This is a genomic window from Pseudomonas orientalis, assembly GCF_022807995.1.
In the GTDB taxonomy this organism is placed as follows: domain Bacteria; phylum Pseudomonadota; class Gammaproteobacteria; order Pseudomonadales; family Pseudomonadaceae; genus Aquipseudomonas; species Aquipseudomonas orientalis_B.
In genome coordinates this window covers 1965962-1992625 of record NZ_CP094351.1, presented here as the reverse complement: position 1 = coordinate 1992625, position 26664 = coordinate 1965962, and the positions used below count along the sequence as shown (strand labels likewise).

General features: G+C 60.7%; 27 protein-coding genes. 18 read left to right on the top strand and 9 right to left on the bottom strand.

The window, feature by feature from the left end; translation table 11 throughout:
- Positions 1–66 precede the first annotated feature (66 nt).
- A complete protein-coding gene (locus tag MRY17_RS08945; protein ID WP_181283487.1) occupies positions 67–348 on the top strand; it encodes a hypothetical protein in 282 nt (93 codons plus the stop codon).
- Positions 349–462: 114 nt separating this feature from the next.
- Here MRY17_RS08945 and MRY17_RS08940 read toward each other — a convergent pair whose 3' ends face one another.
- The 3 genes from MRY17_RS08940 to MRY17_RS08930 form a co-directional block, all read right to left on the bottom strand.
- Positions 463–2271 (bottom strand): aminopeptidase P family protein, encoded by a 1809-nt coding sequence (locus MRY17_RS08940; protein ID WP_191956803.1) that lies wholly within the window; start codon positions 2269–2271, stop codon positions 463–465.
- Between the two features lie 49 nt (positions 2272–2320).
- Positions 2321–3481, bottom strand: a complete 1161-nt coding sequence (locus MRY17_RS08935; RefSeq protein ID WP_124423048.1) for a cysteine desulfurase family protein — start codon at positions 3479–3481, stop codon at positions 2321–2323.
- A 232-nt stretch (positions 3482–3713) separates the two neighbouring features.
- On the bottom strand, positions 3714–3983 hold the full coding sequence (locus tag MRY17_RS08930) for a hypothetical protein (RefSeq protein ID WP_124432150.1): 270 nt from the start codon (positions 3981–3983) through the stop codon (positions 3714–3716).
- 254 nt (positions 3984–4237) lie between these two features.
- Here MRY17_RS08930 and MRY17_RS08925 point away from each other — a divergent pair, with 254 nt between their 5' ends.
- Positions 4238–5341 carry a sigma-54 interaction domain-containing protein gene (locus MRY17_RS08925; RefSeq protein WP_243353600.1) on the top strand — a complete coding sequence of 368 codons (1104 nt, stop codon included), beginning with the start codon at positions 4238–4240 and terminating at the stop codon, positions 5339–5341.
- Here MRY17_RS08925 and MRY17_RS08920 read toward each other — a convergent pair.
- Positions 5330–5695 (bottom strand): antibiotic biosynthesis monooxygenase family protein, encoded by a 366-nt coding sequence (locus MRY17_RS08920; protein ID WP_243353599.1) that lies wholly within the window; start codon positions 5693–5695, stop codon positions 5330–5332. The genes MRY17_RS08925 and MRY17_RS08920 overlap by 12 nt on opposite strands.
- Before the next feature lie 99 nt (positions 5696–5794).
- Here MRY17_RS08920 and soxR point away from each other — a divergent pair, with 99 nt between their 5' ends.
- Complete coding sequence (gene soxR, locus MRY17_RS08915) at positions 5795–6244, top strand: redox-sensitive transcriptional activator SoxR (protein ID WP_181285774.1); 450 nt, start codon at positions 5795–5797, stop codon at positions 6242–6244.
- A gap of 60 nt (positions 6245–6304) precedes the next feature.
- On the opposite strand, the gene MRY17_RS08910 is transcribed toward soxR, so the two are convergent.
- The 4 genes from MRY17_RS08910 to MRY17_RS08895 are packed head-to-tail and all read right to left on the bottom strand — an operon-like array spanning position 6305 to position 10831.
- The gene (locus tag MRY17_RS08910; protein WP_243353598.1) at positions 6305–7552 is read right to left on the bottom strand and encodes an MFS transporter; all 1248 of its coding nucleotides are present in this window, start codon (positions 7550–7552) and stop codon (positions 6305–6307) included.
- Positions 7549–8274: a 2OG-Fe dioxygenase family protein gene (locus MRY17_RS08905; RefSeq protein WP_243353597.1), complete on the bottom strand. Its 726-nt coding sequence runs from the start codon at positions 8272–8274 to the stop codon at positions 7549–7551. The genes MRY17_RS08910 and MRY17_RS08905 overlap by 4 nt, the downstream gene beginning before the upstream one ends.
- A gap of 1 nt (position 8275) precedes the next feature.
- Complete coding sequence (locus MRY17_RS08900) at positions 8276–9646, bottom strand: ATP-grasp domain-containing protein (RefSeq protein WP_243353596.1); 1371 nt, start codon at positions 9644–9646, stop codon at positions 8276–8278.
- A gap of 30 nt (positions 9647–9676) precedes the next feature.
- On the bottom strand, positions 9677–10831 hold the full coding sequence (locus MRY17_RS08895) for a KamA family radical SAM protein (RefSeq protein ID WP_243353595.1): 1155 nt from the start codon (positions 10829–10831) through the stop codon (positions 9677–9679).
- A 655-nt stretch (positions 10832–11486) separates the two neighbouring features.
- Here MRY17_RS08895 and MRY17_RS08890 point away from each other — a divergent pair.
- Genes MRY17_RS08890 through MRY17_RS08855 form a run of 8 tightly spaced genes read left to right on the top strand, consistent with a single transcriptional unit; the run spans position 11487 to position 17646 of the window.
- Positions 11487–12686 carry a PepSY-associated TM helix domain-containing protein gene (locus MRY17_RS08890; protein ID WP_181285779.1) on the top strand — a complete coding sequence of 400 codons (1200 nt, stop codon included), beginning with the start codon at positions 11487–11489 and terminating at the stop codon, positions 12684–12686.
- Complete coding sequence (locus tag MRY17_RS08885) at positions 12686–13222, top strand: thiamine pyrophosphate-binding protein (protein WP_191952891.1); 537 nt, start codon at positions 12686–12688, stop codon at positions 13220–13222. The genes MRY17_RS08890 and MRY17_RS08885 overlap by 1 nt, the downstream gene beginning before the upstream one ends.
- The gene (locus MRY17_RS08880) at positions 13219–13548 is read left to right on the top strand and encodes a hypothetical protein (RefSeq protein ID WP_181285781.1); all 330 of its coding nucleotides are present in this window, start codon (positions 13219–13221) and stop codon (positions 13546–13548) included. Before MRY17_RS08885 ends, MRY17_RS08880 begins: the two co-directional genes overlap by 4 nt.
- Positions 13545–14105, top strand: a complete 561-nt coding sequence (locus MRY17_RS08875) for a DUF6162 family protein (RefSeq protein WP_243353594.1) — start codon at positions 13545–13547, stop codon at positions 14103–14105. Before MRY17_RS08880 ends, MRY17_RS08875 begins: the two co-directional genes overlap by 4 nt.
- Positions 14106–14124: 19 nt before the next feature.
- Positions 14125–15045 carry a metal ABC transporter substrate-binding protein gene (locus MRY17_RS08870; protein WP_191952893.1) on the top strand — a complete coding sequence of 307 codons (921 nt, stop codon included), beginning with the start codon at positions 14125–14127 and terminating at the stop codon, positions 15043–15045.
- Positions 15042–15788, top strand: a complete 747-nt coding sequence (locus tag MRY17_RS08865; RefSeq protein WP_191952894.1) for a metal ABC transporter ATP-binding protein — start codon at positions 15042–15044, stop codon at positions 15786–15788. Before MRY17_RS08870 ends, MRY17_RS08865 begins: the two co-directional genes overlap by 4 nt.
- Complete coding sequence (locus tag MRY17_RS08860; RefSeq protein WP_124423033.1) at positions 15785–16684, top strand: metal ABC transporter permease; 900 nt, start codon at positions 15785–15787, stop codon at positions 16682–16684. The genes MRY17_RS08865 and MRY17_RS08860 overlap by 4 nt, the downstream gene beginning before the upstream one ends.
- Positions 16684–17646 carry a metal ABC transporter solute-binding protein, Zn/Mn family gene (locus MRY17_RS08855; protein ID WP_181285785.1) on the top strand — a complete coding sequence of 321 codons (963 nt, stop codon included), beginning with the start codon at positions 16684–16686 and terminating at the stop codon, positions 17644–17646. The genes MRY17_RS08860 and MRY17_RS08855 overlap by 1 nt, the downstream gene beginning before the upstream one ends.
- Here the strand turns inward: MRY17_RS08855 and MRY17_RS08850 are convergent.
- Complete coding sequence (locus MRY17_RS08850) at positions 17627–18352, bottom strand: UTRA domain-containing protein (protein WP_181285786.1); 726 nt, start codon at positions 18350–18352, stop codon at positions 17627–17629. The two genes, MRY17_RS08855 and MRY17_RS08850, sit on opposite strands and share 20 nt — an antisense overlap.
- A gap of 350 nt (positions 18353–18702) precedes the next feature.
- Here MRY17_RS08850 and MRY17_RS08845 point away from each other — a divergent pair, with 350 nt between their 5' ends.
- From MRY17_RS08845 to MRY17_RS08815, 7 genes are all read left to right on the top strand, one after another.
- On the top strand, positions 18703–19779 hold the full coding sequence (locus tag MRY17_RS08845; protein ID WP_181285787.1) for an ABC transporter substrate-binding protein: 1077 nt from the start codon (positions 18703–18705) through the stop codon (positions 19777–19779).
- 188 nt (positions 19780–19967) lie between these two features.
- Positions 19968–20774, top strand: coding sequence for an alkaline phosphatase family protein (locus MRY17_RS08840; RefSeq protein WP_191952895.1), 807 nt, complete (start codon positions 19968–19970; stop codon positions 20772–20774).
- Positions 20771–21616: an ABC transporter permease gene (locus MRY17_RS08835; RefSeq protein ID WP_181285766.1), complete on the top strand. Its 846-nt coding sequence runs from the start codon at positions 20771–20773 to the stop codon at positions 21614–21616. The genes MRY17_RS08840 and MRY17_RS08835 overlap by 4 nt, the downstream gene beginning before the upstream one ends.
- On the top strand, positions 21603–22403 hold the full coding sequence (locus tag MRY17_RS08830; RefSeq protein WP_191952896.1) for an ABC transporter permease: 801 nt from the start codon (positions 21603–21605) through the stop codon (positions 22401–22403). The genes MRY17_RS08835 and MRY17_RS08830 overlap by 14 nt, the downstream gene beginning before the upstream one ends.
- Entirely contained in the window at positions 22400–23389 is a 990-nt protein-coding gene (locus MRY17_RS08825) for an ABC transporter ATP-binding protein (RefSeq protein ID WP_181285768.1), read from the top strand. The genes MRY17_RS08830 and MRY17_RS08825 overlap by 4 nt, the downstream gene beginning before the upstream one ends.
- 31 nt (positions 23390–23420) lie before the next feature.
- Positions 23421–24074, top strand: a complete 654-nt coding sequence (locus MRY17_RS08820) for an HAD family hydrolase (protein WP_181285769.1) — start codon at positions 23421–23423, stop codon at positions 24072–24074.
- A gap of 400 nt (positions 24075–24474) precedes the next feature.
- Positions 24475–26556, top strand: coding sequence for a carboxy terminal-processing peptidase (locus tag MRY17_RS08815; RefSeq protein WP_240995381.1), 2082 nt, complete (start codon positions 24475–24477; stop codon positions 26554–26556).
- Positions 26557–26664: the final 108 nt, after the last annotated feature.

Below are 26664 nucleotides of genomic sequence, written 5' to 3'. Positions count from 1 at the left end.
GCTACGCTCGAGAGCGAGTAAAGGCCGGCTTCGATCCTTTTGCGAAGCGGCTATTTAAGGATTGGAATGAATCGAATTTTGATACTGTTGCTGATCGTAGGCATTGCTGGGTGTGCCGCGACCACAAAAACAGAAGTGAAACGGGGCAAGAAAGGGCTGCACATCAACTGTTCGGGCCTGTCCTCCTCATGGGACCAGTGCTACACCAGCGCAGCCAATTCATGTGGTGCCAAGGGATATCGGGTCATCGCCAAATCGGGCGAGAATTCCGAGGAGCCGGGGGATTATCCCTTCGGTCTCAACCCTGCCGGCTATACCAGTCGCAGCATGATCGTCATTTGCAAATAGACACCTGAGCGACGCACAACAAGAGCGTCGCATTGCCAGTCAGTGCGGGCGATGCGAAGGTTCTCGGCCGGGACGGCCAGGACTTCGTGCTCGAAGCCCCGAGCCAGTCCTGAATCAGATAGCCGCTGTACGCGCCTGCAACCACTCCAGCGCATCGCCACTGAGCAACGGGCTCAGACGCTCGCGTACCTGGGCATGATAAGCATTGAACCACTCGCGCTCATCAGTACTGAGCAAGGACGGCTCCAGGCAACGGGTGTCGATCGGGCACAACGTCAGTGTTTCAAACTTGAGGAATTCACCAAACTCGGTCGTCCCCGCTTCACGGTTCAACACCAGATTCTCGATACGCACGCCCCAACGCCCAGGGCGGTAGGTACCCGGCTCGATCGACGTGATCATGCCCGGCTGCATCGCCGTCTGCGGTGCGGCCGCCGCCTGATAGGCGATCACTTGCGGGCCTTCGTGCACGTTGAGGAAATACCCTACACCGTGTCCCGTACCATGGCCGTAATCCACGCCCTCGGCCCAGATCGGCGCGCGCGCGATGGCATCGAGCAGCGGCGACAGGATGCCTTTGGGGAAGTGAGCGCGGGACAAGGCAATCACGCCCTTAAGCACCCGCGTGCAATCGCGCTTCTGCTCTTCACTCGGCGTTCCGATGGGCACCATCCGCGTGATATCCGTCGTACCGCCCAGGTACTGGCCGCCCGAGTCGATCAGCAACAAGCCATCGCCTTCGATCACCGCATGCTCTTGCGGCGTGGCGTGGTAATGCGGCATCGCGCCGTTGGCGTTGAAGGCCGCGATGGTGTTGAAACTCAGCGATACATAACCCGGACGGCGAGTACGCGCCGCAGTCAAATGCTCGTCGATGGTCAGCTCGGTAATGCGCTCGCGCCCCAGGGCCGTTTCCAGCCAGGCGAAAAATTCGCACAAGGCGGCGCCATCCTGCTCCATGGCCTGACGGATATGTTCGGCATCAGCCAGGCTTTTACGCGACTTGGCCAGAGTGGTCGGGTTCAAGCCTTCCACCAGCTTCACCCCGGCGTTCAGATGTTCCAGCAGACCGGCCGTGACACGCGCAGGGTCGACTTGCAGGCTTGCTCCTGCCGGTACGGTTCGCAGCGCGTCGGCCACGTCACTGTAGTCGCGTACGGTCACGCCATCGCGCTCAAGCGCCGCCTGCAGCTGGGCATCGACTTTGCTCAACGCCACGAACAAGGTGGCCTGCTGTTGATTGATCAAGGCAAAAGACACGAACACCGGATTGAACGATACATCGCCACCGCGCAGGTTGAACAACCAGGCGATGTCATCCAGGGTCGCGATGAAATGCCAGTCAGCGCCTTTGTCTTTGAGGCTCGCGCGCAGGGCCGCGAGCTTCTCGCCACGGCCGAGGGTCGCTTGCGGGGGCAAATGCTGATAAATCGGCTGGGTCGGCAGCGCCGGACGGTCATGCCAGACTTCATTGAGCAGATCGATATCGGTACGCAAGCGCGCACCACGCTCAGTCAGCTTGCTACCCAGGGTCCGTGCCGATGCCACAGCCATTACCGCGCCATCCACGGCTACCACGCCGCCTTCCGGGGTTTGTTCAGCCAGCCACTCCAGAGGGCCGGGTTGACCCGGTTGCAGTTTGACCAGTTCGATACCGCTGCCTTTGAGTTCCTTGGTCGCCTGTTCCCAGTAGCGGCTGTCGGCCCACACACCGGCAAAATCCGCAGTGACAATCAGCGTGCCTACAGAACCATGGAACCCCGACAACCATTGGCGGCCCTGCCAGTATCCCGGCAGGTACTCGGACAAATGCGGATCCGCAGACGGCACCAGCAGGGCGTGAATGCCCTCTCGGCGCATCAGCTCACGGGTCTGCGCCAGGCGCTGGGGAACCGTTCCATGGGTCAAAGGCTGCATACTCATTGTGTCTCCTGCTAACCACTAATAATTGTTATGAACTGCGGATGAAGTTTCAGACGGCCCAGAACGCCGGTGCGCTGGCCAGGGCCGATTTGATCAGTTGCACCGCTTCGTCGATATCCCGCTCGGTGGTAAACCGGCCCAGGCTCAAGCGAATGGTACGGCCGGCGCTGCGCGCGTCATGCCCCAGGGCCAGAAGCACATGGGACGGCGCGTTGCTGGCCGAATTGCATGCTGAAGTCGCTGAAAAGGCAATCCCGGCGCTCAACGCACCGGCGTTGAATTCGCCCTCGCTGAATGTAAGGCTCAGGGTATGGGGGATTCGCTGCGCAGGGCTGCCGTTGAGGCGCACACCCGCAATCGACCCCAGTTGATCCAGCAGACGCTGACGCAAGGCCACGATCTGTGCCTTCTCCTCGGCAAAAGACGCCGCCGCCAGGGCGAACGCCATGCCCATGCCCGCAATCTGATGAGTGGCCAGGGTACCCGAACGCAAGCCGCCCTCATGACCGCCGCCATGAATCTGCGCCAATACCTTCTGCTGCGCCCGAGGTCCTACATACAACGCACCGATACCCTTCGGACCGTACAGCTTGTGGGCCGAAAACGACATCAAGTCCACCGGCCACTGCGCCAGGTCGATGGCTACCTTGCCCGCGCCCTGCGCCGCGTCCACATGGAACAATGCCCCCTGCTCACGCACTCGCGCGCCGATGGCCGGGATATCGTTCAAGGTGCCCAGTTCATTATTGACCAGCATCAGCGACACCAGAAAGGTGTCCTCACGCAGGGCCTCACTGACGGCTTCGACACTGATCAAGCCATCGGCATCAGGCACCAGGTAGGTCACCGCCACCCCGGCTTCCTGCAATTGCCGCGCGGTGTCGAGGGTCGCCTTGTGCTCGATCTGACTGGTGATGATATGCCCGCCCGTCACGCCACGCGCCTGAGCCACGCCTTTGATCGCCAGGTTATTGGACTCGGTGGCGCCGGAAGTCCAGACAATCTGCTCTGGCTGGGCGCCGACCAGTTCGGCCACCTGCTGACGCGCCTGCTCAACCGTTTGCCGGGCCGCCTGGCCGAACGCGTGGGAGCTGGACGCCGGGTTACCGAAATTGGCATTGAAGCCCAGACACTCAACCATCACCTGGATGACCCGCTCATCCACCGGCGTGGTGGCGGCGTAATCGAAATACAACGGACGTTTATTCATGGTGTTAAAAACTCGCAGAGCGTATTCCCGAGAGCAGTGTCGCGGGGGCATCGAACAGAACAGAGGTTGTCAGGTTTAACTGATCGAATGCCGTTAAAGAAGGACCACTTTATGAAAATGTGCGTAGGAACGCTCCTGAAATTCAGCTTAACAGGCTGAAGTCACGCCATGGAAAACAAAAAACCCGAGATTCCTGATGGGAAACCCGGGTTCTTCACCGCAACCGCACCGCTCAACTGGGGCGATCCTTCAAGGCGACGCTGCGCTCGGCGTTCATTTCGCCCTGATGATCGAAACCGAACGCCTTCTGTGGCTGGCCGGTCAGCGCCGCACGCTGGCGCTGGTAATCATCAAATGACAAACCACGACGACTCAGCGCTTCCAACGCCAGTTGCTGAGTCTCCTGCGCCGTGTAAGGCCGCAGCTCAGGAGACGGATGGGTCGCACATCCGGCGAGGACAGAGATGGCAAGCAACAGCGAAACAGCGAGTGAACGGTTCATGGCGGTGGCCCTGCAAAGGAGGTGTCGAGTCAATGAACACAGGCTACTCCCGCCCCCGCACGCTGAAAAATCACCCTCCTCGATAGTTGCTATCAACCGATCCGGCAGGTTCGATAACCACAACCAGTTATTCTTTTAAGATCTATAAATATGTAAATCAATTAATTTACGGAATATAAGAATCCCTCTATAAACAACGCTGCTGCGACTTGCCAAAAGACGATTCCCACTATTCATTCCCAAGAGAGGTGACCATGCAGTTATTGACCCTCCCCCCCTCGCCCGCGCTCGCGACCTCCATTCGTGCCACGGCCCAGGTATTCGAAGATCCGAAATCCAAGGCCCTGCTCGACCACATCCAGCAAGTGGCGCCAAGCGAAGCCAGCGTGCTGATCATCGGCGAAACCGGCACCGGCAAGGAGTTGGTAGCGCGGCACATCCACACTCTCAGCGCACGGCGCAACCGGCCATTCGTGGCGGTCAACTGCGGGGCGTTTTCTGAATCCCTTGTCGAAGCCGAGCTGTTCGGCCACGAAAAAGGCGCCTTTACCGGCGCCCTCAGCGCCAAGGCGGGCTGGTTCGAAGAGGCCGATGGCGGCACATTGTTCCTCGATGAAATCGGCGATCTACCCCTGCCGATCCAGGTCAAGCTGCTTCGGGTGCTGCAGGAACGTGAAGTGGTGCGCCTGGGCTCGCGCAAGAGTATTCCTATCGATGTAAGGGTACTGGCGGCAACGAATGTACAACTGGAAAAAGCCATCAACGCCGGGCACTTTCGCGAAGACCTTTATTACCGTCTCGACGTGGTCAGCCTGGAGCTCAGCCCACTACGCGAGCGCCCCGGCGATATCCTGCCGCTGACCCGGCACTTTATCGACGTTTACAGCCGACGCCTGGGTCATGGCCCGATTACCCTAAGCCGCGAGGCCGAACATAAACTCAGGAGCTACAGTTGGCCGGGCAATATTCGCGAGCTGGAAAACGTGATTCATCACACGTTGCTGATCTGCCGCAACAGCGTGATCGAACGCGACGATCTGCGCCTGTCGAACCTGCGTATCGAACGCCAGGACGACAGCCAGCAGGGCTGCGACAACAGCACCGAAGCGTTGCTCGCGCGGGCCTTTCAACAACTGTTCGAGGAACAGGCCGGCGCCTTGCACGAAAAGGTCGAGGACGCGCTGTTACGTGCCGCTTATCGCTTCAGCCACTGCAACCAGGTGCACACCGCCAGCCTGCTGGGCTTGAGCCGCAACGTCACGCGCACGCGGCTGATCAGGATCGGCGAGTTGGCGGTGAACAAGCGCAGGCCTGGGGAAAACCTGCAAGGCGAGCGGATGCTGCATCTATCCATTTAGGCGACAGTGCAAGGCGTCGTCATGGCTGCGCTCAAAACTGCGCAGCACCTGAAACGAATCAAAGATCACCGCCTTGGCCTGGTGCGCCCGAATCAGCGTCCAGAAATCCTCGCCGCCCTGCTCGAAGCGCCGGAACGCCGCCTCGCCCTCCTCACGGGATTGCCATTGCAGGTAGTTGAGCACCCGCCGCCCGTCATCGCTGACCTGCACGCTCGCGCTCAAAAAGCCGTCGTGGCTCTGCGCCAGTCGCTCGCTTTGCAGGGTCAAGGCCGCCACTAGGGCAGGTTGCTGACGGGGCTCGATCTGAAATTCGATCAACTGTGTGAAGCTGCGATTCTTTTCTGACGCCTGCATGAACACTCCCCTTTCTTTGTAGGCAGAATCTTGCGATTCAGTGCCATGCAGGGTAAAACCTCTAGTTAGGTCAAGGTCAAGCGCTGAATCGGGGTTTTTATGCTCAACAAGGAACTGACTGTTGGCCAATTGGCAGCCCGCAGCGGCGTGGCCGTCACCGCCCTGCATTTCTACGAAACCAAGGGGCTGATCAAAAGCAATCGCAACGCCGGCAACCAACGGCGCTACCCACGGGATGTGTTGCGGCGGGTCGTGGTGATCAAGATCGCCCAGCGCCTGGGCATTCCGCTGGCGACCATCGGCGAGGCGTTGCAGGCATTGCCCGATGGCCGCACACCCACGGCCAAGGATTGGGCGCGCCTGTCGGCACGCTGGCGGGAAGACCTGGATGAGCGGATCAACAAATTGTCGCAGTTGCGCGACAAGCTCAATGGCTGCATAGGCTGCGGGTGCCTGTCGATGGAAGCCTGTCCGTTGCGCAACCAGGGCGACCAACTCGGTGAGCGCGGCCCGGGGGCGCAGTTGCTGGAGCCCACTGCACAGTCCTGAGTTGCCGATCCGATCCGTGTGGGAGCTGCGAGCACGCCAGCTCCCTTGCCACAGTGGCGATCAATGCGAGGGCGGTGACCCCGACGCGTCCGGCCTCCCCCGGTAAGCCGTGCACCCCAGCCACAAGGTCATCACCCCCAATGCTGTCAGCGGTAGCCCGTGGAACAGCACGATCACCTGGGCTGGCGTCCAGGTCACATAGAACGGCCCGACCACCAGCATCCCCACGCCAAAGCCCACCATCTGAATCAGGACCAACAAGCTGAACAGCGGCAGGCGCAAGCTGTCCGGTTCGTTTTGCGCGCGGGAGACCAGCGCCACTTCGGACAGCCCGTCCCCCAACCCCGCCCACACCACCAACAGCAGCGCAAGCCACAACTCGGTTTGCTGGAACGTCAGGATAAAGCCGCTGGACATCAGCCCCACGCCGAACATGAACAACCGCTCCATGCTTGGCGTGCCACGTCCCTTCAATAGCGCACTGGCGATACGCGCCCCGATAAACTTGCCACAGGCCCAGACCGCCAGCAGATACCCCATTACCGTTTTGGCCGTGTCCGGGGAAATGTACTGGGACAGCACCGGCCAGCCGACGTTATGCGCCGCGCTGCCAAGGGTGTCGAGCATGCTGATCAACAACATGGCAGCCAGCACCGGCGCGCTGCGCAGCCCCTTGGTCAATGCGTGCCACTCAGCCGAGAGACCGCGATGTATGGCGACGGCAGCGCTGTACAACGCACGCAGTGGCAGCACCAGGCACGCGGCTATCACATAGGTGGCGATATTCACCGCGAATACCGCCTCGAATCCCCCCGTGGCAATCAGCAGCCCGGACAGCAAGCTGCCGAACACCGCGCCGGTAGCGGCCGCCGAGGTGATCCAGGCGTTGGTATTGACCCGCTGCTCAAGGGCAACCCAGGTGGGCAACTGGCTGTTGAGGCCGATGGCGAACAGCGAATTGCACAGGCCGATACCAAAGGCAATGAACGGCAGCAGGCTGAGTTGATGCGCAGGGATCAGCAGCAGCAACGGCGTCAGCAACAGCGCTCGCGCCAGGTCCAGCCCGGCCAGGGTGCCGCGCCCGGCGAAACGCCGGAAAAACGGGATGCCGAACAGGCTGGCGACAATGCCTCCGGTCACGCGGCAGGCCAGGAAGATGCTGACGAACACCACGCTTTGACTGAGCCAGTAGACATAGGTGGACAAGGCCACCATGTTGAGGAAGGCGCCAAAGTCCGATACGCCGCGAGCAAAGATAATCAGCCGCGCGTTGCGGATCGACAGGTACAACTGTTGATCGTGGCTCATGCAGGCGACGCCGCTTGATCATCCGGCACACTGCGCAGGCTGACCAGCAGTATGTCGCGCCAGGCCGGTGTCGACGCGACTTTCGGCCGCACAACCCCGGCGCGGTGGTAGAGCCCGCGATCATTGATCACGATGGTTTCCAGGAAACGCGTCATTGGCAGATTCAATACGCGACTGTGTTCGGCGTCACTGGTAAACACTTCTGAAACCACCGGCAACGTGTTGTGCTCGCCGATGAAATGCATGAACACCCAGTCCAGGCCATCCTGGTGAATCCCCGACGTGGTAGGGCTGCACGCTTGGGCGTCCGCCCGCACACGGAATTGGTGGATGTCGATGGTATGAGTCTGCTCGCCCAGGTGCGGTGCAATCACCGCCAGGTCGGCGGCCAACAGCTTTTGCATCAGCGGATGCTCGATAAAACCTTCCTCGCTGTAGCTCAAATGGTTCACCCCCTGGCGGTAGTTGACGGCATAGGTGACCGGCGACTTGAACGCGGTGCTCCTGTCGATCTTCAACTGCCGTGAGGGTGATAAACGATAGCGCAGGATACGCCGCTCGCGATGGGTGTACGTCTTGAACGCCTCGTCGCGCACCAAGTTGTCCCAGTACGCACGCAAACTCTGCTCTTCGCCTGCCTCAATACCGAGCAAATCGCCAAAGTCAGGGCGATGGCAGTAATGGTGCTCGCGCAGCTGCGCGGAAATGGTTCGGATATCCATATCACTGGCCCGCCAGGGGGTTGTCGATGATGACGCGCAAGTGCTGGCCGACCGCATCATGCAGCGCGCGCGCATCGGCAGCATCGGCGACCTTGGCCCAGCATTTGAGCAGATAATGCTCCTCGATATCCGCATCGATCAGGTGCCCCGGCTCCTGCCCGGCATACTCAAGCACCGCGACGTGCTGCTCCAGGAACTCCACGCCTTCAATGCCCTGAAACCGGCCGCTGTGCTGCGGGTAGATCGCCAGCATCGCGTAATGTTGCCCGGCCTCGGCCACCTTGCGTGCGCCCGCTTCCAACTGCGCGGCGATCCCCTGCTCGCCGGTCAGCAACGAGAGATACAGTTGATAGGGGTCGATACCGGCCAGATCGCGAAACGCCGCGTTCACATAGAGCCCGCCCACGCGCGGGTTGATCTCGATCACCACCGGGCCCTGCGGGGTCATGCGGAACTCGAAATGCACCACGGCATTGGTCAGGCCGACCGCTTGCAGGCACGCCACGGCATACTCGCGAATCTGCTCGCACTGGCTGTCGGTAAAGGACGTCGGCGGCGAGATCAGCAGGTTCTCGAGAACGGTGCCACTGCGCTCGGTCAACAGCAGCTTTTCGTTGATCAGCAGTGGGTGCACACGCTCGCCGGCCACCACACATTCAACACTGCCTTCGATACCGGGAATGTAACCTTCCAGCAGGAGACTGCGCCCGGGAATGTAGTCATGCCGCTGGCCGTCGTCCTTGAGCAACGTGTGCGCACAGCCATAGAAATCCGCATAGGCGGCCGTGGCATGGTCTTTGACAAACAGCGCGTAGTGGCTGCGCAGCTCCGCCCAATTGGCGCATTTCCTGATAAACGCCGAAGCGCCACCAAAGGGCGGTTTGGCGATCAGTGGGTAACCGACCCGTTCGGCCTGTTGCTGAAGTTGCTCTTCGTTATTGCACAGCGCAAACGGCACGGAGCGAATGGCGTGCTGTTTCAGCACCCGGCGCATCAGGAACTTGTTGTTGCACGCCGCGACCGCCTCGGGATGGCTATACACCAGACCCAGGCGTCGGCAAGCCCGCGCAACGATACAGCCAACTTCGCCCAGCGCAGACGGATGGCCGGCCTGACAGAAAATCCCGCGAATCTGATACCGACCATCGAGCTGGCCGACCAAATCAAGAATGGCTTGCTCGTTGAGTGCGTTGAGCAGGAACACCGCATCGCTGTCATCCTCAAGCCGCTGCATATGCCTGCGCCCTGCCACGCCCGCCGTCAAGCACACCAGGCCCTGGGCGCGGGCAGCCACGAAGTGCGGCTCCCGGTAGTTATAACGAACAGACGTACTGTCATCGACATCGATAAAAAGAATGGCGTCCTGTTTCATGCGTAATACCGCCTCAGTCCATAAGTTGATTCAGGCATCCTGCCAACTGCACCACTGCCCTTCCCAGTTAAGGAAACGGTAATGGCGCTGCCCGTCGCGAACTTCGAAGTACGGCAAGTTTTCAGGTTTTTCAAAGTCCAACAGCGGCACCGTAAACTTGCCTTGTGCGTGCGGTAGAACATATTCCGGCAGGGCGATATTGGACACTCGCCGCTTGAGACGATCCATGATAGCGATGGCCTGGCTGATCGACGCCTTATATTCAGAGGCGCCGGGTGAAAACGGCATGAAGTGATATAAGTAATAAGGCTTCACACCCAGGCGATACAGATCGATGAATAACTTATGCAGTGTCGCTTCATCGTCATTGACGCCACGCAACAGCGGCATATTGGAAAACACGATCGGCACCACGCCCTGAATGCGTTTGACCGCCACCGCAAAGTCAGCGCTGAGTTCGAGCGGATGACAGACGTGCACGCCGAACGCATTGACCTTGTACTTTTCCAGCATCGCGATCAATTCATCGGTCACGCGAAACGGGTTGAAACTCAAGGCCCGCGAGTGAATGCGGATGAGCAGGTCGTCACTGATTCCGCGCAGCGCGGCCAGGTACTCTTCGAGCTTGCGGTCGGCCAGCATCAGCGGGTCGCCGCCGCTGAGAATCACTTCTTCGATGGCCGGATTGGCGCGGATGTACTCGACCGACTCCATGAAGGAATCCCGGCTGGCGTTGGCCTTGTCAGTGCCCACCTGCAAGGTGCGCAGCGCTTCAAAGCAGAACTGGCAGTAGGCATTGCAGGTGTTGGTGGTGCGCAGGATGACGCGATTGTCATACTTGTGCTGGCAGATGGGCGTCTTCATTTCATGGCCCAGCTCCCAGTTCTCGGAAGTGCCGTCGTAATCGCCCTCGACCTGCTCATTCCAATACGGCACCACTTGCCGCCACAGCGGGTGGTCCATGACCGTGCCGGAAGTGAGGGAGCGCTTGATCAGATCGATGTAGTAAGGCGTGATCTGCATTTTGCGACCGAGCAGGTTATGTTCGATGTGCGCAGTCGTTTCCTCGTCCCAACCACCGCAGGCGGCGCGCAGCGTCGGTTCATCACGCAGGGCGTTCTTCTGCTGCCAGCGCCAGTCCTGCCACTGTACCGAGCGGTGAATTTCTTGATCAAAAATCGACATGAGTAGGTACTCTCTGTTCAGGCATATGAATGCGCGCCCTTCCCTCTAGGGAACAGCGATATCGCAACAATGACAATCGACTCAGGTGACAGGCGGCGATCAAATGGCTGGTGCAATCAGCCATGCTGGAAAGTTATAAAAACTTATCTGAGGGTTCGGATAAACGACGAATACGGTCATGTAACAAAATTCCTTTTTTAAAATTATCTGGACTTCCAAGCCGCCCCCTACTTAAGCCGAAGCTTCCGATACCGTCAATACAATATCCTTTGTTTTTTTCAGGATTTAAGCCATGCCTTTGCCTGTCCCCCGCAGGCACGGGTATTCAGCCGTTCAAATGGGTTAATTTAAAAAGTAAATAGCATGGCAAATAACCCGCCAGATTATTTTTATACTTATATAACTACGTACTTCTGCGCTGGTCACTCAGCCTTGTCGTGCGCTTCGCTTGCACCCAATCCCTCGCAGCAATCAGGCACGGCCATTGCCCATGCGCAGGGTGCCCCTGCGAGCCTGAAACATTTTCTTTCATTTCCTGCTTAGGGATTTCTCATTCTCATTCGTCTTAATTTAGATACAGCCCGTCGCGTCAGCAAAAGCTACGACCGGCCTTTTCCGGGCCTTCATCGCCCCTTCCATCAAGACCCTCATTCACATGTCGAAGAAGTCACGCTCAAAACTCTGGTTTCTCGTACACAGCTGGCTGGCGTTGCCCATCTGGTTCTTTGTCCTGATCGTCTGCGTCACTGGCACCCTGGCGGTGGTCAGCCAGGAAATCGTCTGGCTGGCCAATCCGGATATCCGCGCGAGCAAGCCGTCCGATGATGCCCAACCGCTGAGCTTCGACCAGGTGATCGCCGCCATCAAGCGCGACGAGCCCCAGGTCATCGTGCGCTCGATCATCCGTCCCGACGAATCGCACTTCGCGTTGATGGTCGGCCTCAGCTATCCGGACGGGCGTTCGGTCGATGCCTATGCCAACCCCTATACGGGCGCCCTCCAGGGGATCAGCCCGGCATTCGACTTCCAGCAGTTCACCCGTGCCCTGCATGGCTGGTGGCTGGTGCCGTTCACCAATGGCTACAGCTGGGGATGGTACCTGGTGTCGCTGCTCGGCCTGCCGTTGCTGGCCTCGTTGGTCACGGGCCTTGTGGTGTACAAGCGTTTCTGGAAAGGTTTTTTGCGCCCCACCCTGCGCGTCCGCCACGGCGCACGGATTTTCTGGGGTGACTTCCACCGCCTGAGCGGTATCTGGTCGATCTGGTTCATCGCCGTCATCTCCATTACCGGCACCTGGTTCCTGATCCAGGCGATCCTGGGTGACAACCAGATCTCCATTTCCAGCGAGCCCATCGTGCCGGTGATTGCCCGGGAAAAGGTGCCGCTGTCCGCACCCGGCGTGCCGGCCCCGATGATTGCCCTGGACGACGCGATCAAGATCGCCACCCAGCGCATCCCCGGGCTGGAGGCCACCTTTGCTTTCCTGCCGCTCAACGCCTACAGCCACCTGCAGATCGGCGGGCGCGGCTGGTACCCGCTGATGTTCCAGACCGCGCAACTGAACCCCTACAGCGGTGAAATCGCCGTGTCGCACCTGCTGTCCGACCGCACCGCGCTGGAGTTCGTCACCGAGTCCATGCGCCCGCTGCACACCGGTGACTTTGGCGGACTGTGGATCAAGCTGATCTGGGCTTTCTTCGGCCTGGTGCTGAGCATGATGGTACTGAGTGGCTTGCTGATCTGGACCAAGCGCACCGCACTGGCCACCCTCAACGCCTTCAAACGCGAGGCCAAGACCCAGCGTCAGGCTGTGCCCGCCCCAGCCTTACAGGCTGAAACTTCGGAGACTCACTGATGAGCACAGTCGCGACCAAACCCTCTTCACCCCTGCGGACCAGGTGGCTGAAGTGGCGTTTTCATATAAACATCCTGCTGTTGCTGGTGCCGCTGGGGTTCATGCCCAAGTATTTCGCCGATGCCGCCCTGTTTCGCGGGGATGCCGGTATTGGCGAGCGGGTCGCCGGGGACATTCAAGTCGGCCCCTGGAGCCTGACCCTCGCCGAGTTTCGCAACGAAGGCCCGCGCCCCGACCCGGCCGGCCCGATGAAAGCCTTTAACGCCGCCCTGTGCGCCGCGTGCGCCGAGCAGGTCAAGGCCACTTACCTGCGCATCGGCAAGCCCCGCAGCCTGCGGGCCGCCGGAGTGATCTTCTTTGGTACGCCCTACCGCATGGGCGCCATCGTGCCGGTGCCGGAACGCACCCCGATCGACGCCGAACTGTGGGTCACCATGGAAGGCTGGGACGGCACCATGCACCAGGGTTCCATCCCGCTGAGCCAGGCCTCGCCTGCCACCATTGCCTGGCTGAACAAGCAAGGAGTCAAACCATGATGTTCAAGCGCCTGATTCAGGCCGGTTGCGTGCTGTTGCTCGGTGCCGGTTTCAGTAACGTTGCCCTCGCTCACAACCCGATGTGTGAATGCAAGGAAATCCCCGGTGAGCAGATCCAGTGCAAGGGCGGGTTCTCCGACGGCAGCGGCGCTCCGGGCGTGACCCTGGATGTGATCGGCTACGACGAGACCATTCTGGTGCCGGGCAAGCTCGGTGAGGATTCGACCCTGACCTTCAAGAAACCCACGGCCGAATTCTATGTGCTGTTCGATGCCGGCCCCGGTCATGTGGTGGAAATCGACCAAGCGGATATCCAGGCGCAATGAGTACCGTACAGGTAGTGCGCCCGGCCGGCGCGGGGCATGAAACCCTCTACGTGCTGTTGCTGTGCCTCATCATCCTTGCGGTGGCGGGGACGGTGGTGGCCTTGCACGGTGAAACCCGAGAGGTCGCGGCGCTGCCAAGCCACCAGCTGGATGCCCGGCGCGACCTGAGCGCCGCCGAACAAGGCATCTACGCCGACCTGCGGGTGACTCTGGATGAAATCCACCTGCTGCAGCAAGAGCAGAACGCCCTGCCCACGCCGGACCAATTGGCGCAAGAAGGCTTTGCACCGTTCGCCCAGGACGCCAGTTCAGTCAGCCGTGGCGATCATCGCTGGCAACTGCTTGCGCCCTCGACCTACCTGGGCTTGAGCCAGGCCACCGACACCAGTGGCTCGCTGTTGATGCGCGTGCAAGGCGCCGAGCCGGATATCTGGCTCAACCGTGGCAAACACCTGGCCGTCCCCTCCGACCTCACTGACCAGGCGCTGATCGCTGCCGGCTGGCAGCAGGTGGTCGCGCAATTCGATGCCGGCGTGACCCGCCAGCACCGCCACTGAACGAGAAGACCGAGTACCCATGTCCATTTCATCTCCCCTGTTGCGCCTGTTGCTGGTTGGCCTGTTCAGCCTGATGCTCGCTCCCCTGGCGAATGCCGAGGCGAGCAAACGCCTGCGCATCGGCATCACCTTGCATCCTTACTACAGCTACGTGGCCAACATCGTCGGCGACAAGGCCGAGGTGGTGCCGCTGATTCCGGCGGGCTTCAACCCCCATGCCTACGAACCGCGCGCCGAAGACATCAAGCGCATCGGCACCCTGGACGTGATCGTGCTCAATGGCGTGGGGCATGACGACTTCGCCGACCGCATGATCGCCACCAGCGAGCGCCCGGATATCCCGGTGATCGAAGCCAACGCCAATGTGCCGCTGCTGGCCGCCACCGGCAACGCCGCACGCGGTGCGGGCAAGGTGGTCAACCCGCACACGTTCCTGTCGATCAGCGCGTCGATTGCCCAGGTCAATAACATCGCCCGCGAGTTGGGCAAGCTCGACCCGGACAACGCCAAGGCCTACACCCAGAACGCCCGCGCCTACGGCAAGCGTCTGCGCCAGATGCGCGCCGATGCCCTGGCCAAGCTGACCAGTGCACCCAATCCGGACCTGCGCGTGGCCACGGTGCATGCGGCCTACGACTACCTGCTGCGCGAGTTCGGTCTGGAAGTCACCGCCGTGGTCGAACCGGCCCACGGCATCGAACCGAGCCCCAGCCAGTTGAAGAAGACCATTGATGAACTGCGCGCCCTGGACGTGAAAGTAATTTTTTCGGAAATGGATTTCCCGTCCACCTACGTCGATACGATCCAGCGTGAATCCGGGGTCAAGCTGTATCCGCTGTCACATATTTCCTACGGCGAATACAGCGCGCAGAAGTACGAAGAGGAAATGACCGGCAACCTCAATACCGTGGTCCGGGCAATCCAGGAGTCCGGGGCATGACGGCGGCCGAGCACCTGAACAGTGTGAGCATCGGCCCGACGCTGCACTTCGACAACGTCTCGCTGACCCTGGGTCGCACCGTTATTCTCGATAGCGTGAGTTTCCAGGTACAACCCGGCAGCATCCACGCGCTGGTCGGTCCGAATGGCGGCGGCAAGAGTTCACTGATCAAGACCCTGCTGGGACAAACGCCGCATCAGGGCCAATTGAGCCTGCGATGGCCGGCCACGCCCGGCACCATTGGCTACGTGCCCCAGGCCCTGGAGTTCGACCGGGGTTTGCCGATGACCGTGGATGATTTCATGGCTGCCATGTGCCAGCGGCGGCCGGCGTTTCTCGGCCTGTCCCGCCACTACGCCGGTGCGATTGGCGAGGCGCTGGAGCGGGTCGGCATGCAGGACAAGCGCAAGCGGCGCATGGGCGCGCTGTCCGGCGGCGAGCGTCAGCGCGTATTGCTGGCCCAGGGCCTGATTCCGCCGCCGCAACTGCTGGTGCTGGATGAACCGATGTCGGCGCTCGACGAAGCCGGTATCCAGGTATTCGAACGCTTGCTCAGGGACTGGCGACTGGCCGGGATCACCGTGCTGTGGATCGAGCATGACCTGGAAGCCGTTGGCCGTCTGGCCGACCGCGTCACCGGCCTGAACCGCCGCGTACTGTTCGACGCCACGCCCAAGCAAGCGCTGACCCCGGATCGTCTTCTAACCCTGTTTTCCACCCACCCTCGGAGCCCGGCGCAATGAGTTATGAGGCGTTTCGCTTGATGGTCCAGGGCTGGGCCTCTTCCGGCTATCTGCCGGAGGCGCTGGCCTATGGTTTTGTGGTCAACGCGCTGCTCGCCGGTTTGCTGATCGGCCCGGTACTGGGTGGACTGGGCACGCTGGTGGTGGTCAAGCGCTTTGCGTTTTTCTCCGAAGCGGTCGGCCATGCCGCACTGACCGGCGTGGCCGTAGGCATTCTGCTCGGGGAGCCGTACACCGGGCCCTACGGCAGTCTGTTCGGCTACTGCCTGCTGTTCGGCATCCTGCTCAACTACCTGCGCAACCGCACCGGCCTGGCGCCGGATACGCTGATCGGCGTGTTCCTGTCGGTGTCCCTGGCACTGGGCGCCAGCCTGCTGCTGATTCTGGCCGGCAAGATCAACGTGCATATCCTCGAGAACGTACTGTTTGGCTCGGTGCTGACGGTCAACGGTAACGACTTGCTGGTGCTGGCAGTGGTCGGTGCGCTGGTGATGGCCCTGGCGTTGCCGCTGTACAACCGCATCATGCTCGCCAGCTTCAACCCGCAACTGGCGGCGGTGCGCGGCGTGGCGGTGAAGACCCTGGACTATCTGTTCGTGATTCTGGTGACGCTGATCACCGTCGCTGCGGTCAAGGTGATCGGGGCCATTCTGGTCGGCGCCCTGCTGGTGATACCGGCGGCGGCGGCGCGACTGCTGAGCCAGTCGCTCAAGGGGTTCTTCTGGGTTTCGGTGGCAATCGCTACCGTCAGCACCCTGTGCGGCATCCTGCTGCCGATCATCTTCGACCTGCCTGTGCCGTCCGGCGCCGCAATCATTCTGGTTGCCGGCATCGCCTTCGCCTTCGCCGCCATCGCGCGCGGCACCGTGCCCAGCCTCAAAGGGAATTTTGGATAATGCACCGTCACTTTCGCCCACTGGCCCTGGCCATTGCCTGCCTGCTCAGCACCTCGGCGCTCGCCGTCGTGGATGGTTTTCAAACCAGGGACTTCGTTGCCAACCATGGTCTTGGCCATGCCGCGCTGACCAAGGTCAACACGGTAAAACCGGTCAAGGTGCTGGCTTCGTTGCCGATCACCTACGGCCTGGCCGAAGTGCTGCTCAAGGGCTCCGACGTGCAGCTCGAACGCGCGGCTCCCGCCAATTTGCCCGGCTCGCGGCAAGTGTCCTACTTCACCGGACGCGGTGCGCCGGCGCTGAGCCAACTGGCCCAGGATGCCGATGCCGCCATCGGCCTGCGCTCGCTGTGGGCCGATGACCCGCTCTACCCCGTGGCGCGGCGCAGCAACATCCGTATCGTCGAAGTCGACGCTGCGCGCCCGGTGGACGGCGGTTTGCCGGGCATCGCCGTGCAGCCGGGCGTCAGCGATGGCTTGAACAGCCAACCCTGGCAGTCGAGCAACAACATGGGGCGCATGGCCGATGTACTGGCGGCCGACCTGAGCCGCCTGGCGCCGGGCGCCAAAGCGCAGATCGACGCCAACCTGGCCGCGCTCAAGCAACGCCTGCTCAAGCTCACCGCCGACAGCGAGGCGCGCCTGGCCAGGGCCGATAATTTAAGTGTGGTCAGCTTGAGCGATCACTTTGCCTATTTGATCAGCAGCTTGAATCTGGAACTGCTCAGCACCGATGCGCGGCCGGATGCGGACTGGACGCCTGAAGCGCTGCAAAAATTCAGTGCGCAGTTGAAGGACAATGACGTGGCGCTGGTGCTGCACCACCGCCAGCCGAGTGAGGCGGTGAAAGCAGCTGTCACTGCTGGCGGCTCCAGACTGCTGGTGCTGAATGTGGACGGTGCCGATCCTGTAACCGAGCTGGAAACCAATGTGGATCAGGTGATCAAGACGCTGACGCCATAACGTCCACCCCCACATGAATCGCATCATGGCGCCAGAACTCCAGGTCGCAATCGATCAAACGCTGGTGCTGATCATAGTTGACCCGGGCGATCCGCAAGCCCGGGCTGCCCACCGATACGCGCAACGCAGCGGCGGCTTCAACCGGCAGTGAGGTCGGCACGATCTCGAAACGCACTCGCCCGTAGTGCAAGTCGTACTCGCGCGCATAGAGCTCGGTCATAGACTGGGTCAAATCGCACGCCAGGATTTCCGGGAAATAGTGGGGGTTCAGGTAGTGCTCCACGTACAGCACCAGACGTCCGTCGATCCTGCGCGCCCGGCAAATCTGGATCACACTGGACAACGCCGGCAATTGCAGCCACGCACACACCGCTGCCGACGCCGGTTGCAGTCGCGCGCAAATCACCTCAGTGGAGGCCACACGCCCCTGGTCGCTGACCATCGCGTGAAAGTGACTGCGCTGCATCAGGTTATAGGCCAGCCGTGGCGGCGAGACGAACCAGCCCCTGCGCTCCTCGCGATAAATCTGGCCCTGGGCCTCAAGCTGTAACAAGGCTTCCCGCACGGTAATCCGAGTGGTACCGAACAACTCGCTGAGCTTGCGTTCGGCGGGCAGTTTGCTGGCTGGCGGCAGCAGGCCATGGTCGATCTGCTCTTGCAGCGCCAGCCCGATGGAGGTTACCGCCTTGATTGCCTCGTCACGCATCAACGTTACCTATCTGGACTAGACCAGCACCGTTCAGGTGCATGAAACGCGCTGTCTATGGGCTTGTGCTGCTGCATGCCAGCCTAGGCATTGCAGATGACCGACAGATGACAACGGTTGCCGCTGCCTCCACCACACCCTGCAATACATCGGCCAAGTCCATGGCCTGCGGGCACTTGGGCATGGTCTACGCTAACTCTGAACCGAGCGACACCCATGCTTCAAAAACGACATCGACATGAAACTGTCATCCACCCGGCCTAGATTGGCTCAGGTATTGCTGACCTAGACCACACCCTCGCCAACGTTCATATAAAACGCCGCGTGTAAAACGCCCAAAGGAGCTTCGGATGAAACAGCTTTTCCTGGCATCACTGTTAGGCTCGACCATTGCCATGTGCACCGCCGCCATGGCCGCTGATACCGATCTAAAAACCTTGGAAGCCGCCGCCAAGAGCGAGGGCGCCGTGAACAGCGTCGGCATGCCCGATGACTGGGCCAACTGGAAAGGCACCTGGGAAGACCTGGCCAAAACCTACGGCCTCAAGCACATCGACACCGACATGAGCTCGGCCCAGGAAATCGCCAAGTTCAAAGCCGAAAAAGACAATGCCAGCGCCGATATCGGCGATGTAGGCGCAGCCTTCGGTCCCATCGCGGTGAAGCAGGAAGTGACCCAGCCGTACAAACCCTCCACCTGGGCCTCCGTACCGGATTGGGCAAAGGACAAAGACGGCCACTGGGCGCTGGCATACACCGGCACTATCGCGTTTATCGTCAACAAGAAATTGCTGCACGGCTCCGAAGTCCCGACCAGTTGGGCCGACCTGCAAACCGGCAAATACAAGGTATCGGTGGGTGACGTAAGTACCGCCGCCCAAGCCTCCAACGCAGTACTCGCCGCTGCCATCGCCAATAAGGGCGACGAGAAAAACATCGCGCCGGGCCTGCAGTTTTTCACCAAGATTGCCCAGCAAGGCCGCCTCGGTCTGTCCAACCCGACCATCGCCACCTTGGAAAAAGGCGAAGTCGAAGTAGGTATCGTCTGGGACTTCAACGGCCTGAGCTACAAGGCCAAGATGGCCAACCCGGATGACTTCGTGGTGCTGATCCCATCGGATGGCTCGGTGAAGTCCGGCTACACCACCATCATCAACAAGTACGCCAAGCACCCGAACGCCGCCAAGCTGACGCGCGAATACATCTTCAGCGATGCCGGCCAACTCAACCTGGCCAAGGGCAATGCCCGTCCGATCCGCGCCGAGACCGACCTGAAACTGCCGGCTGACATCGCCAAGAACCTGATCCCGGGTGAGCAATACACCAAGGCCAACCCGCAGCCGATCAAGGATGCCGATGCCTGGGAAGCGACGTCCAAGAAACTGCCGCAGCTGTGGAACGAGCAGGTCATTGTAGAAATGAAGTGAGCCTGTACCCCACATTGGAGATCCACTGGAGATCCAATGTGGGAGGGGGCTTGCCCCCGATGGCGGTGTGTCATTAAACAGATGTGTTAGCTGATCCACCGTCATCGGGGGCAAGCCCCCTCCCACACTTTGACCTCGTTCCTCCAGATGAATTGAGTCAAGTCTATTGCTGCGGAGCACTCTCCCCCATGAAGCACCCTGTCATCCTTGTCGTGCTCGACGGCCTGAACGCCGGAGTCGCCCGGCACGCCATGGGGCACTTGCAGGCCTATGTCGGCGCAGGACGCGCAGCCTTCTACACACTGGAATGTGAACTGCCCGCCCTGTCCCGCCCGCTGTATGAATGCATCCTGACCGGCGTGCCACCAATCCAGAGCGGCATCGTCCACAACAACGTCGCGCGCCTGTCCAGCCAGCGCAGCATTTTCCACTATGCCACCCGTGCCGGCTTGACCACCGCGGCGGCGGCTTACCATTGGGTCAGCGAATTGTATAACCGCACTCCCTTTCTCGCCGCCCGGGATCGCCACACCGACGATACGGCGCTGGCGATCCAGCATGGGCATTTCTACTGGAATGACCACTACCCGGATTCCCACCTGTTTGCCGACGCCGAAAACCTGCGCCTCAAGCACGCGCCGGACTTTCTGCTGGTGCACCCGATGAACATCGATGACGCCGGTCACAAGCACGGTCTAGACAGCGCGCAGTACCGCAACAGCGCACGCTCGGCCGACATTATTCTCGCCGACTACCTGCAAGGCTGGCTCGACGCCGGCTGCCAGGTGCTGGTCACCGCCGACCACGGCATGAACAACGACCGCTCCCACAACGGCCTGCTGCCGGAGGAACGCGAAGTGCCGCTGTTCGTGCTGGGCGACGCCTTCAGCCTGGATGCCGACGCCGCGCCGAAGCAGACCGACCTGTGCGGCACCGTCTGCGAACTGCTCGGCGTGCCTCATGACAAGCCGGTCTGCCGGGGGCTGCTCAAATGAGTGGCAGGGTTCGCGGCAAATGGCTGGCTTTACTGTGCCTGGTGCCCTTCGCGCTGTTCTTTATCGTGTTCGAAATCGCGCCGTTGGCCTGGGTGCTGATCAACAGCCTGCAAACCGAAGACAGTGGCTGGAGCCTGGAGAACTTCACACGCATCTTCAGTTCGAAGTTCTACCTGCAGGCGATCCAGTTCAGCCTCGAGATCAGCTTCTACTCCAGCGTCTTCGGCATCATCATTGCCACGCTGGGCAGTTACTCCCTGCGCCGGGTCGATTCGCCGCTGCGCAATTTCGTTACGGCGTTTGCCAATATGACCAGCAATTTCGCCGGCGTGCCCCTGGCCTTCGCGTTCATCATCCTGTTGGGGTTCAACGGCAGCATCACCATCATGCTCAAGCAGGCGGGGATCATCCAGGACTTCAACCTGTACTCGAAAACCGGCCTGATCATCCTCTATACCTACTTCCAGATTCCCCTCGGTGTCCTGCTGCTGTACCCGGCCTTTGACGCACTGCGCGAAGACTGGCGCGAATCGGCCGCCCTGCTCGGCGCCAATGGCTGGCAGTTCTGGCGACACATCGGTTTGCCAGTGCTGACCCCCGCACTGCTCGGCACCTTCGTGATTCTGCTGGCCAATGCCCTCGGCGCCTATGCCACTGTGTACGCCCTCACCACCGGCAACTTCAATGTGCTGCCGATCCGCATCGCGGGGCTGGTCTCCGGTGACGTGTCGCTGGACCCGAACATGGCCAGCGCCCTGGCCGTGGTGCTGGTGGCGCTGATGACCGTGGTCACGGTGGTCCATCAACTGCTGCTCAAGAGGAGCTACCATGTCTCGCGCTGAAGCCGGCCCGGCGTCCCTCTACCATCGGGTGGTGGTGTACGTGCTGTTCCTGATCCTGGTGCTGCCGCTGGCAGGCACCTTTGTCTATTCGATCTCCAGCAGTTGGTCGGCCACCATCCTGCCCGCCGGCTTCAGCCTGAAATGGTATGTGCAGCTATGGAGCGACCCGCGCTTTCTGATGGCTTTCGGGCAATCGCTGCTGGTGTGCGTAGGCGCGCTGGTCCTGTCGGTGGTGTTGATTCTGCCGCTGCTGTTCGTGGTGCATTACCACTTCCCCAGGCTGGATGCGCTGATGAACATCCTGATCCTGCTGCCGTTCGCGGTGCCACCGGTGGTGTCGTCGGTGGGCCTGCTGCAACTCTACGGCTCCGGGCCGCTGGCGATGGTGGGTACGCCGTGGATTCTGATCGGCTGCTACTTCACCGTGGCGCTGCCCTTCATGTACCGCGCGATCACCAACAACCTGCAGGCTATCAATCTGCGCGACCTCATGGACGCCTCACAACTGCTCGGCGCCAGCACCTGGCAAGCCGCGATCCTGGTCGTGCTGCCCAATCTGCGCAAAGGCCTGATGGTGGCGCTGCTGCTGTCGTTCTCCTTCCTGTTCGGTGAGTTCGTGTTCGCCAACATCCTGGTCGGTACCCGGTATGAAACCCTGCAGGTGTACCTGAACAACATGCGCAACAGCAGCGGCCACTTCACCAGCGCCGTCGTGATCTCCTATTTCTTTTTTGTGCTGGTGCTGACCTGGGCCGCCAATATCTTGAACAAGGACAAAAGCCAATGAGCTTCGTCAGCGTCCAACATCTGCAAAAGAGCTATACCGGCACCCCGGTATTCAGTGATATCAACTGCGAAATCGCCAAGGGCGAGTTTGTCACCCTGCTCGGCCCGTCCGGTTGCGGCAAGTCGACTCTGCTGCGCTGCATCGCCGGGCTGACCGCGGTGGACAGCGGGGAAATTCTGCTGGATGGCCAGGACATCGTCCCGCTGAGCCCGCAGAAACGGCATATCGGCATGGTGTTCCAGAGCTACGCGCTGTTCCCCAACATGACCGTGGAGCAGAACGTCGCCTTCGGCCTGCGGATGCAGAAGGTCAACGCCGACGACAGTCACAAGCGGGTACAGGAGGTGCTGCAATTGGTCGAGCTCAAGGACCTGGCCGGGCGTTATCCGCACCAGATGTCCGGCGGCCAGTGCCAGCGCGTCGCCCTCGCCCGCTCACTGGTGACCCGCCCGCGCCTGTTGCTGCTGGATGAACCGCTGTCGGCGCTGGACGCACGGATTCGCAAGCACCTGCGCGAGCAGATCCGCCAGATCCAGCGCGAACTCGGGCTGACCACGATTTTCGTCACCCATGACCAGGAAGAAGCCCTGACCATGTCGGACCGCATCTTCCTGATGAATCAGGGCAGGATCGTACAGAGCGGCGATGCCGAGACCCTCTACACTGCGCCGGTGGATGTGTTCGCCGCCGGGTTTATCGGCAACTACAACCTGCTGGATGCCGACAAGGCCAGCCAACTGCTGCAACGTCCGATCAGCGGTCGCATCGCGATCCGCCCCGAAGCTATCGAACTGAGCCGCGACGGCGATCTCGATGCGCAGGTGCGCAGCCACAGTCTGCTGGGTAACGTGATTCGCTACCGTATCGAAGCCCGCGGCGTTGAGTTGGTGGTGGATGTGCTTAACCGCTCTGCCGACGATCTGCATCCTGACGGCCAGCGCCTGGCACTTTTCATCGACCCCAGCGCGCTGTGTGAAGTAGCCTGAGGGGCAACGAATGAATGAGAGAGCATGACGGATGGCCTTGGTAATTTTTGATCTGGACGACACCCTGATCCATGGCGACTGCGCCACCTTGTGGAGCGCGCAGATGGGCCGCCTGGGCTGGGTCGACCCTGAATCGTTCATGGGCAGGAACGACGAGCTGATGGCGGCCTACGGCCGAGGCGAGTTGCGCATGGAAGACTTCATGGATTTCAGCCTGGAGCCAATGATCGGCCGCACCCCGCAAGAGATCGAGCACCTGGTGGAGCCATGGGTCGAGGACGTGATCGAGCCGCTGATCTACAGCGACGCGACCAGAACCATCGCCCAGCATCGCGCGAAAGGCGACCGCGTCCTGGTGATCTCCGCTTCGGGCACGCACCTGGTCACGCCGATTGCGGCGCGCATCGGCATCGACGAAGTGCTGGGCATCGAGCTGGAGGTCAGCCACGGCGTGTACAGTGGCAAGACCGAGGGCGTACTGACTTACCGCGAGGGCAAGATCACGCGCTTGCTGCAATGGCTGGAACAGGAAGGCGAAACCCTGGAGGGGGCGTATTTCTATTCGGATTCGCGCAACGACCTGCCTTTATTGCTGAAGGTGGATCATCCGCAGGTGGTCAACCCCGACCCGGTATTGCGGGCCCACGCCGAACAGGCCCGCTGGCCGATCCATCACTGGACCTGAGCCCGCCAAGAGCTCCCTGCAGAAGATACCCATGTGGGAGGGGGCTTGCCCCCGATGGCGGTGGATCAGATGAAACATTCTTCACTGACATACCGCTATCGGGGGCAAGCCCCCTCCCACATGGGTCCTATGACAACTCTGGAATATTCAGCACGATGAGCGCCCGCTTCCACCACGCAAACGCGAACTTGGCCTACATTGCAGGTAGGACCGAGCGATTACACCACTCGACATGACCCCCGACGCCTTGCAATGCTCTCACAGTGCCTCCATAGTGAGTCCGGACTGAGCCCGTTGCAGTAGCGTCGGGCTTTTTGCATTATGCGACCGGACCATATGGAACCGGCTCCCTCAAAGACGGCCTAATATGCGTTATCAATTGCCCCCGCGTCGAATCAGCATGAAGCATCTGTTCCCCAGCACCGCCCTCGCTTTTTTTATTGGTCTCGGCTTCGCGTCGATGTCGACCAATACGTTCGCAGCCAATAGCTGGGACAACCTTCAGCCTGATCGCGATGAGGTGATTGCCAGCCTTAACGTCGTCGAGTTGCTCAAGCGCCATCACTACAGCAAGCCGCCGCTGGACGACGCGCGCTCGGTGATCATCTACGACAGCTACCTCAAGCTGCTGGATCCGTCGCGCAGCTACTTCCTGGCCAGTGATATCACTGAGTTCGACAAATGGAAGACCCAGTTCGACGACTTGCTCAAGAGCGGCGACCTGCAGCCCGGCTTCACCATCTACAAGCGCTACCTGGACCGCGTCAAAGCGCGTCTGGACTTCGCCCTGGGTGAGTTGAACAAAGGCATCGACAAGCTCGATTTCACCGAGAAGGAAACCCTTCTGGTGGACCGCAAGGACGCCCCTTGGCTGACCAGCACCGCTGCGCTCGACGACCTGTGGCGCAAACGCGTCAAGGATGAAGTGCTGCGGTTGAAGATCGCCGGCAAAGAGCCCAAGGCCATCCAGGAACTGTTGACCAAGCGCTACAAGAATCAACTGGCGCGACTGGACCAGACCCGTGCCGAAGACATCTTCCAGGCTTACATCAACACTTTTGCGATGTCCTACGACCCGCACACCAATTATCTGTCGCCAGATAACGCGGAAAATTTTGATATCAATATGAGTCTGTCCCTGGAAGGCATCGGTGCCGTCCTGCAAAGCGACAATGACCAGGTCAAGATCGTGCGCCTGGTGCCGGCAGGTCCGGCGGACAAGACCAAGCAGGTCGCCCCGGCCGACAAGATCATCGGCGTGGCCCAGGCCGACAAAGAGATGGTCGATGTGGTCGGCTGGCGCCTGGACGAAGTGGTCAAGCTGATCCGTGGGCCCAAGGGCAGCGTGGTGCGCCTGGAAGTGATTCCGCACACCAATGCGCCGAACGACCAGACCAGCAAGATCGTGTCCATCACCCGTGAAGCGGTGAAGCTCGAAGACCAGGCCGTGCAGAAGAAAGTCCTCAACCTCAAGCAGGATGGCAAGGACTACAAGCTGGGCGTGATTGAAATCCCGGCCTTCTACCTGGACTTCAAGGCGTTCCGCGCCGGTGATCCGGACTACAAGTCCACCACCCGCGACGTGAAGAAAATCCTCACTGAGCTGCAGAAGGAAAAAGTCGACGGCGTGGTCATCGACCTGCGCAACAACGGCGGCGGTTCCCTGCAGGAAGCCACCGAGCTGACCAGCCTGTTCATCGACAAGGGCCCGACCGTGTTGGTGCGCAATGCCGACGGCCGTGTCGACGTGCTCGAAGACGAGAACCCGGGCGCCTTCTACAAAGGCCCGATGGCGCTGCTGGTCAACCGTCTGTCAGCCTCGGCTTCGGAAATTTTCGCCGGCGCCATGCAGGACTACCACCGCGCGCTGATCATCGGCGGCCAGACCTTCGGCAAAGGCACCGTGCAGACCATCCAGCCGCTGAACCATGGCGAACTCAAACTGACGCTGGCCAAGTTCTACCGGGTTTCCGGACAGAGCACCCAGCATCAGGGCGTACTGCCGGACATCGACTTCCCGTCGATCATCGACACCAAGGAAATCGGCGAGAGCGCCCTGCCCGAAGCCATGCCGTGGGACACTATCCGCCCTGCGATCAAGCCGGCATCGGATCCGTTCAAGCCGTTCCTGGCACAGCTGAAAGCTGACCACGACACGCGCTCCGCCAAGGATGCCGAGTTCGTCTTCATCCGCGACAAGCTGGCGCTGGCCAAGAAGTTGATGGAAGAGAAAACCGTCAGCCTCAACGAAGCGGACCGTCGCAAGCAGCACGCGGACATTGAAAACCAACAGCTCGTGCTGGAAAACGTGCGCCGCAAGGCCAAGGGCGAAGACCCGCTCAAAGAGCTGAAAAAAGAAGATGAAGATGCGCTGCCGACCGAGGCGGAAAAAACCAAGCCGGAAGACGACGCCTACCTGGCCGAAACCGGCCGCATCCTGCTGGACTACCTGAAAATCACCAAACAGGTGGCCAAGCAGTAAATGATGGCAATTTAATGTGAGCGCTCTCTGGAGTGTCATCATATAGACATCATTCTGTCGTGAAATACAGGATCGCAGGCTTCAAGCCTGCGGTCCTTTTTTTTCGAT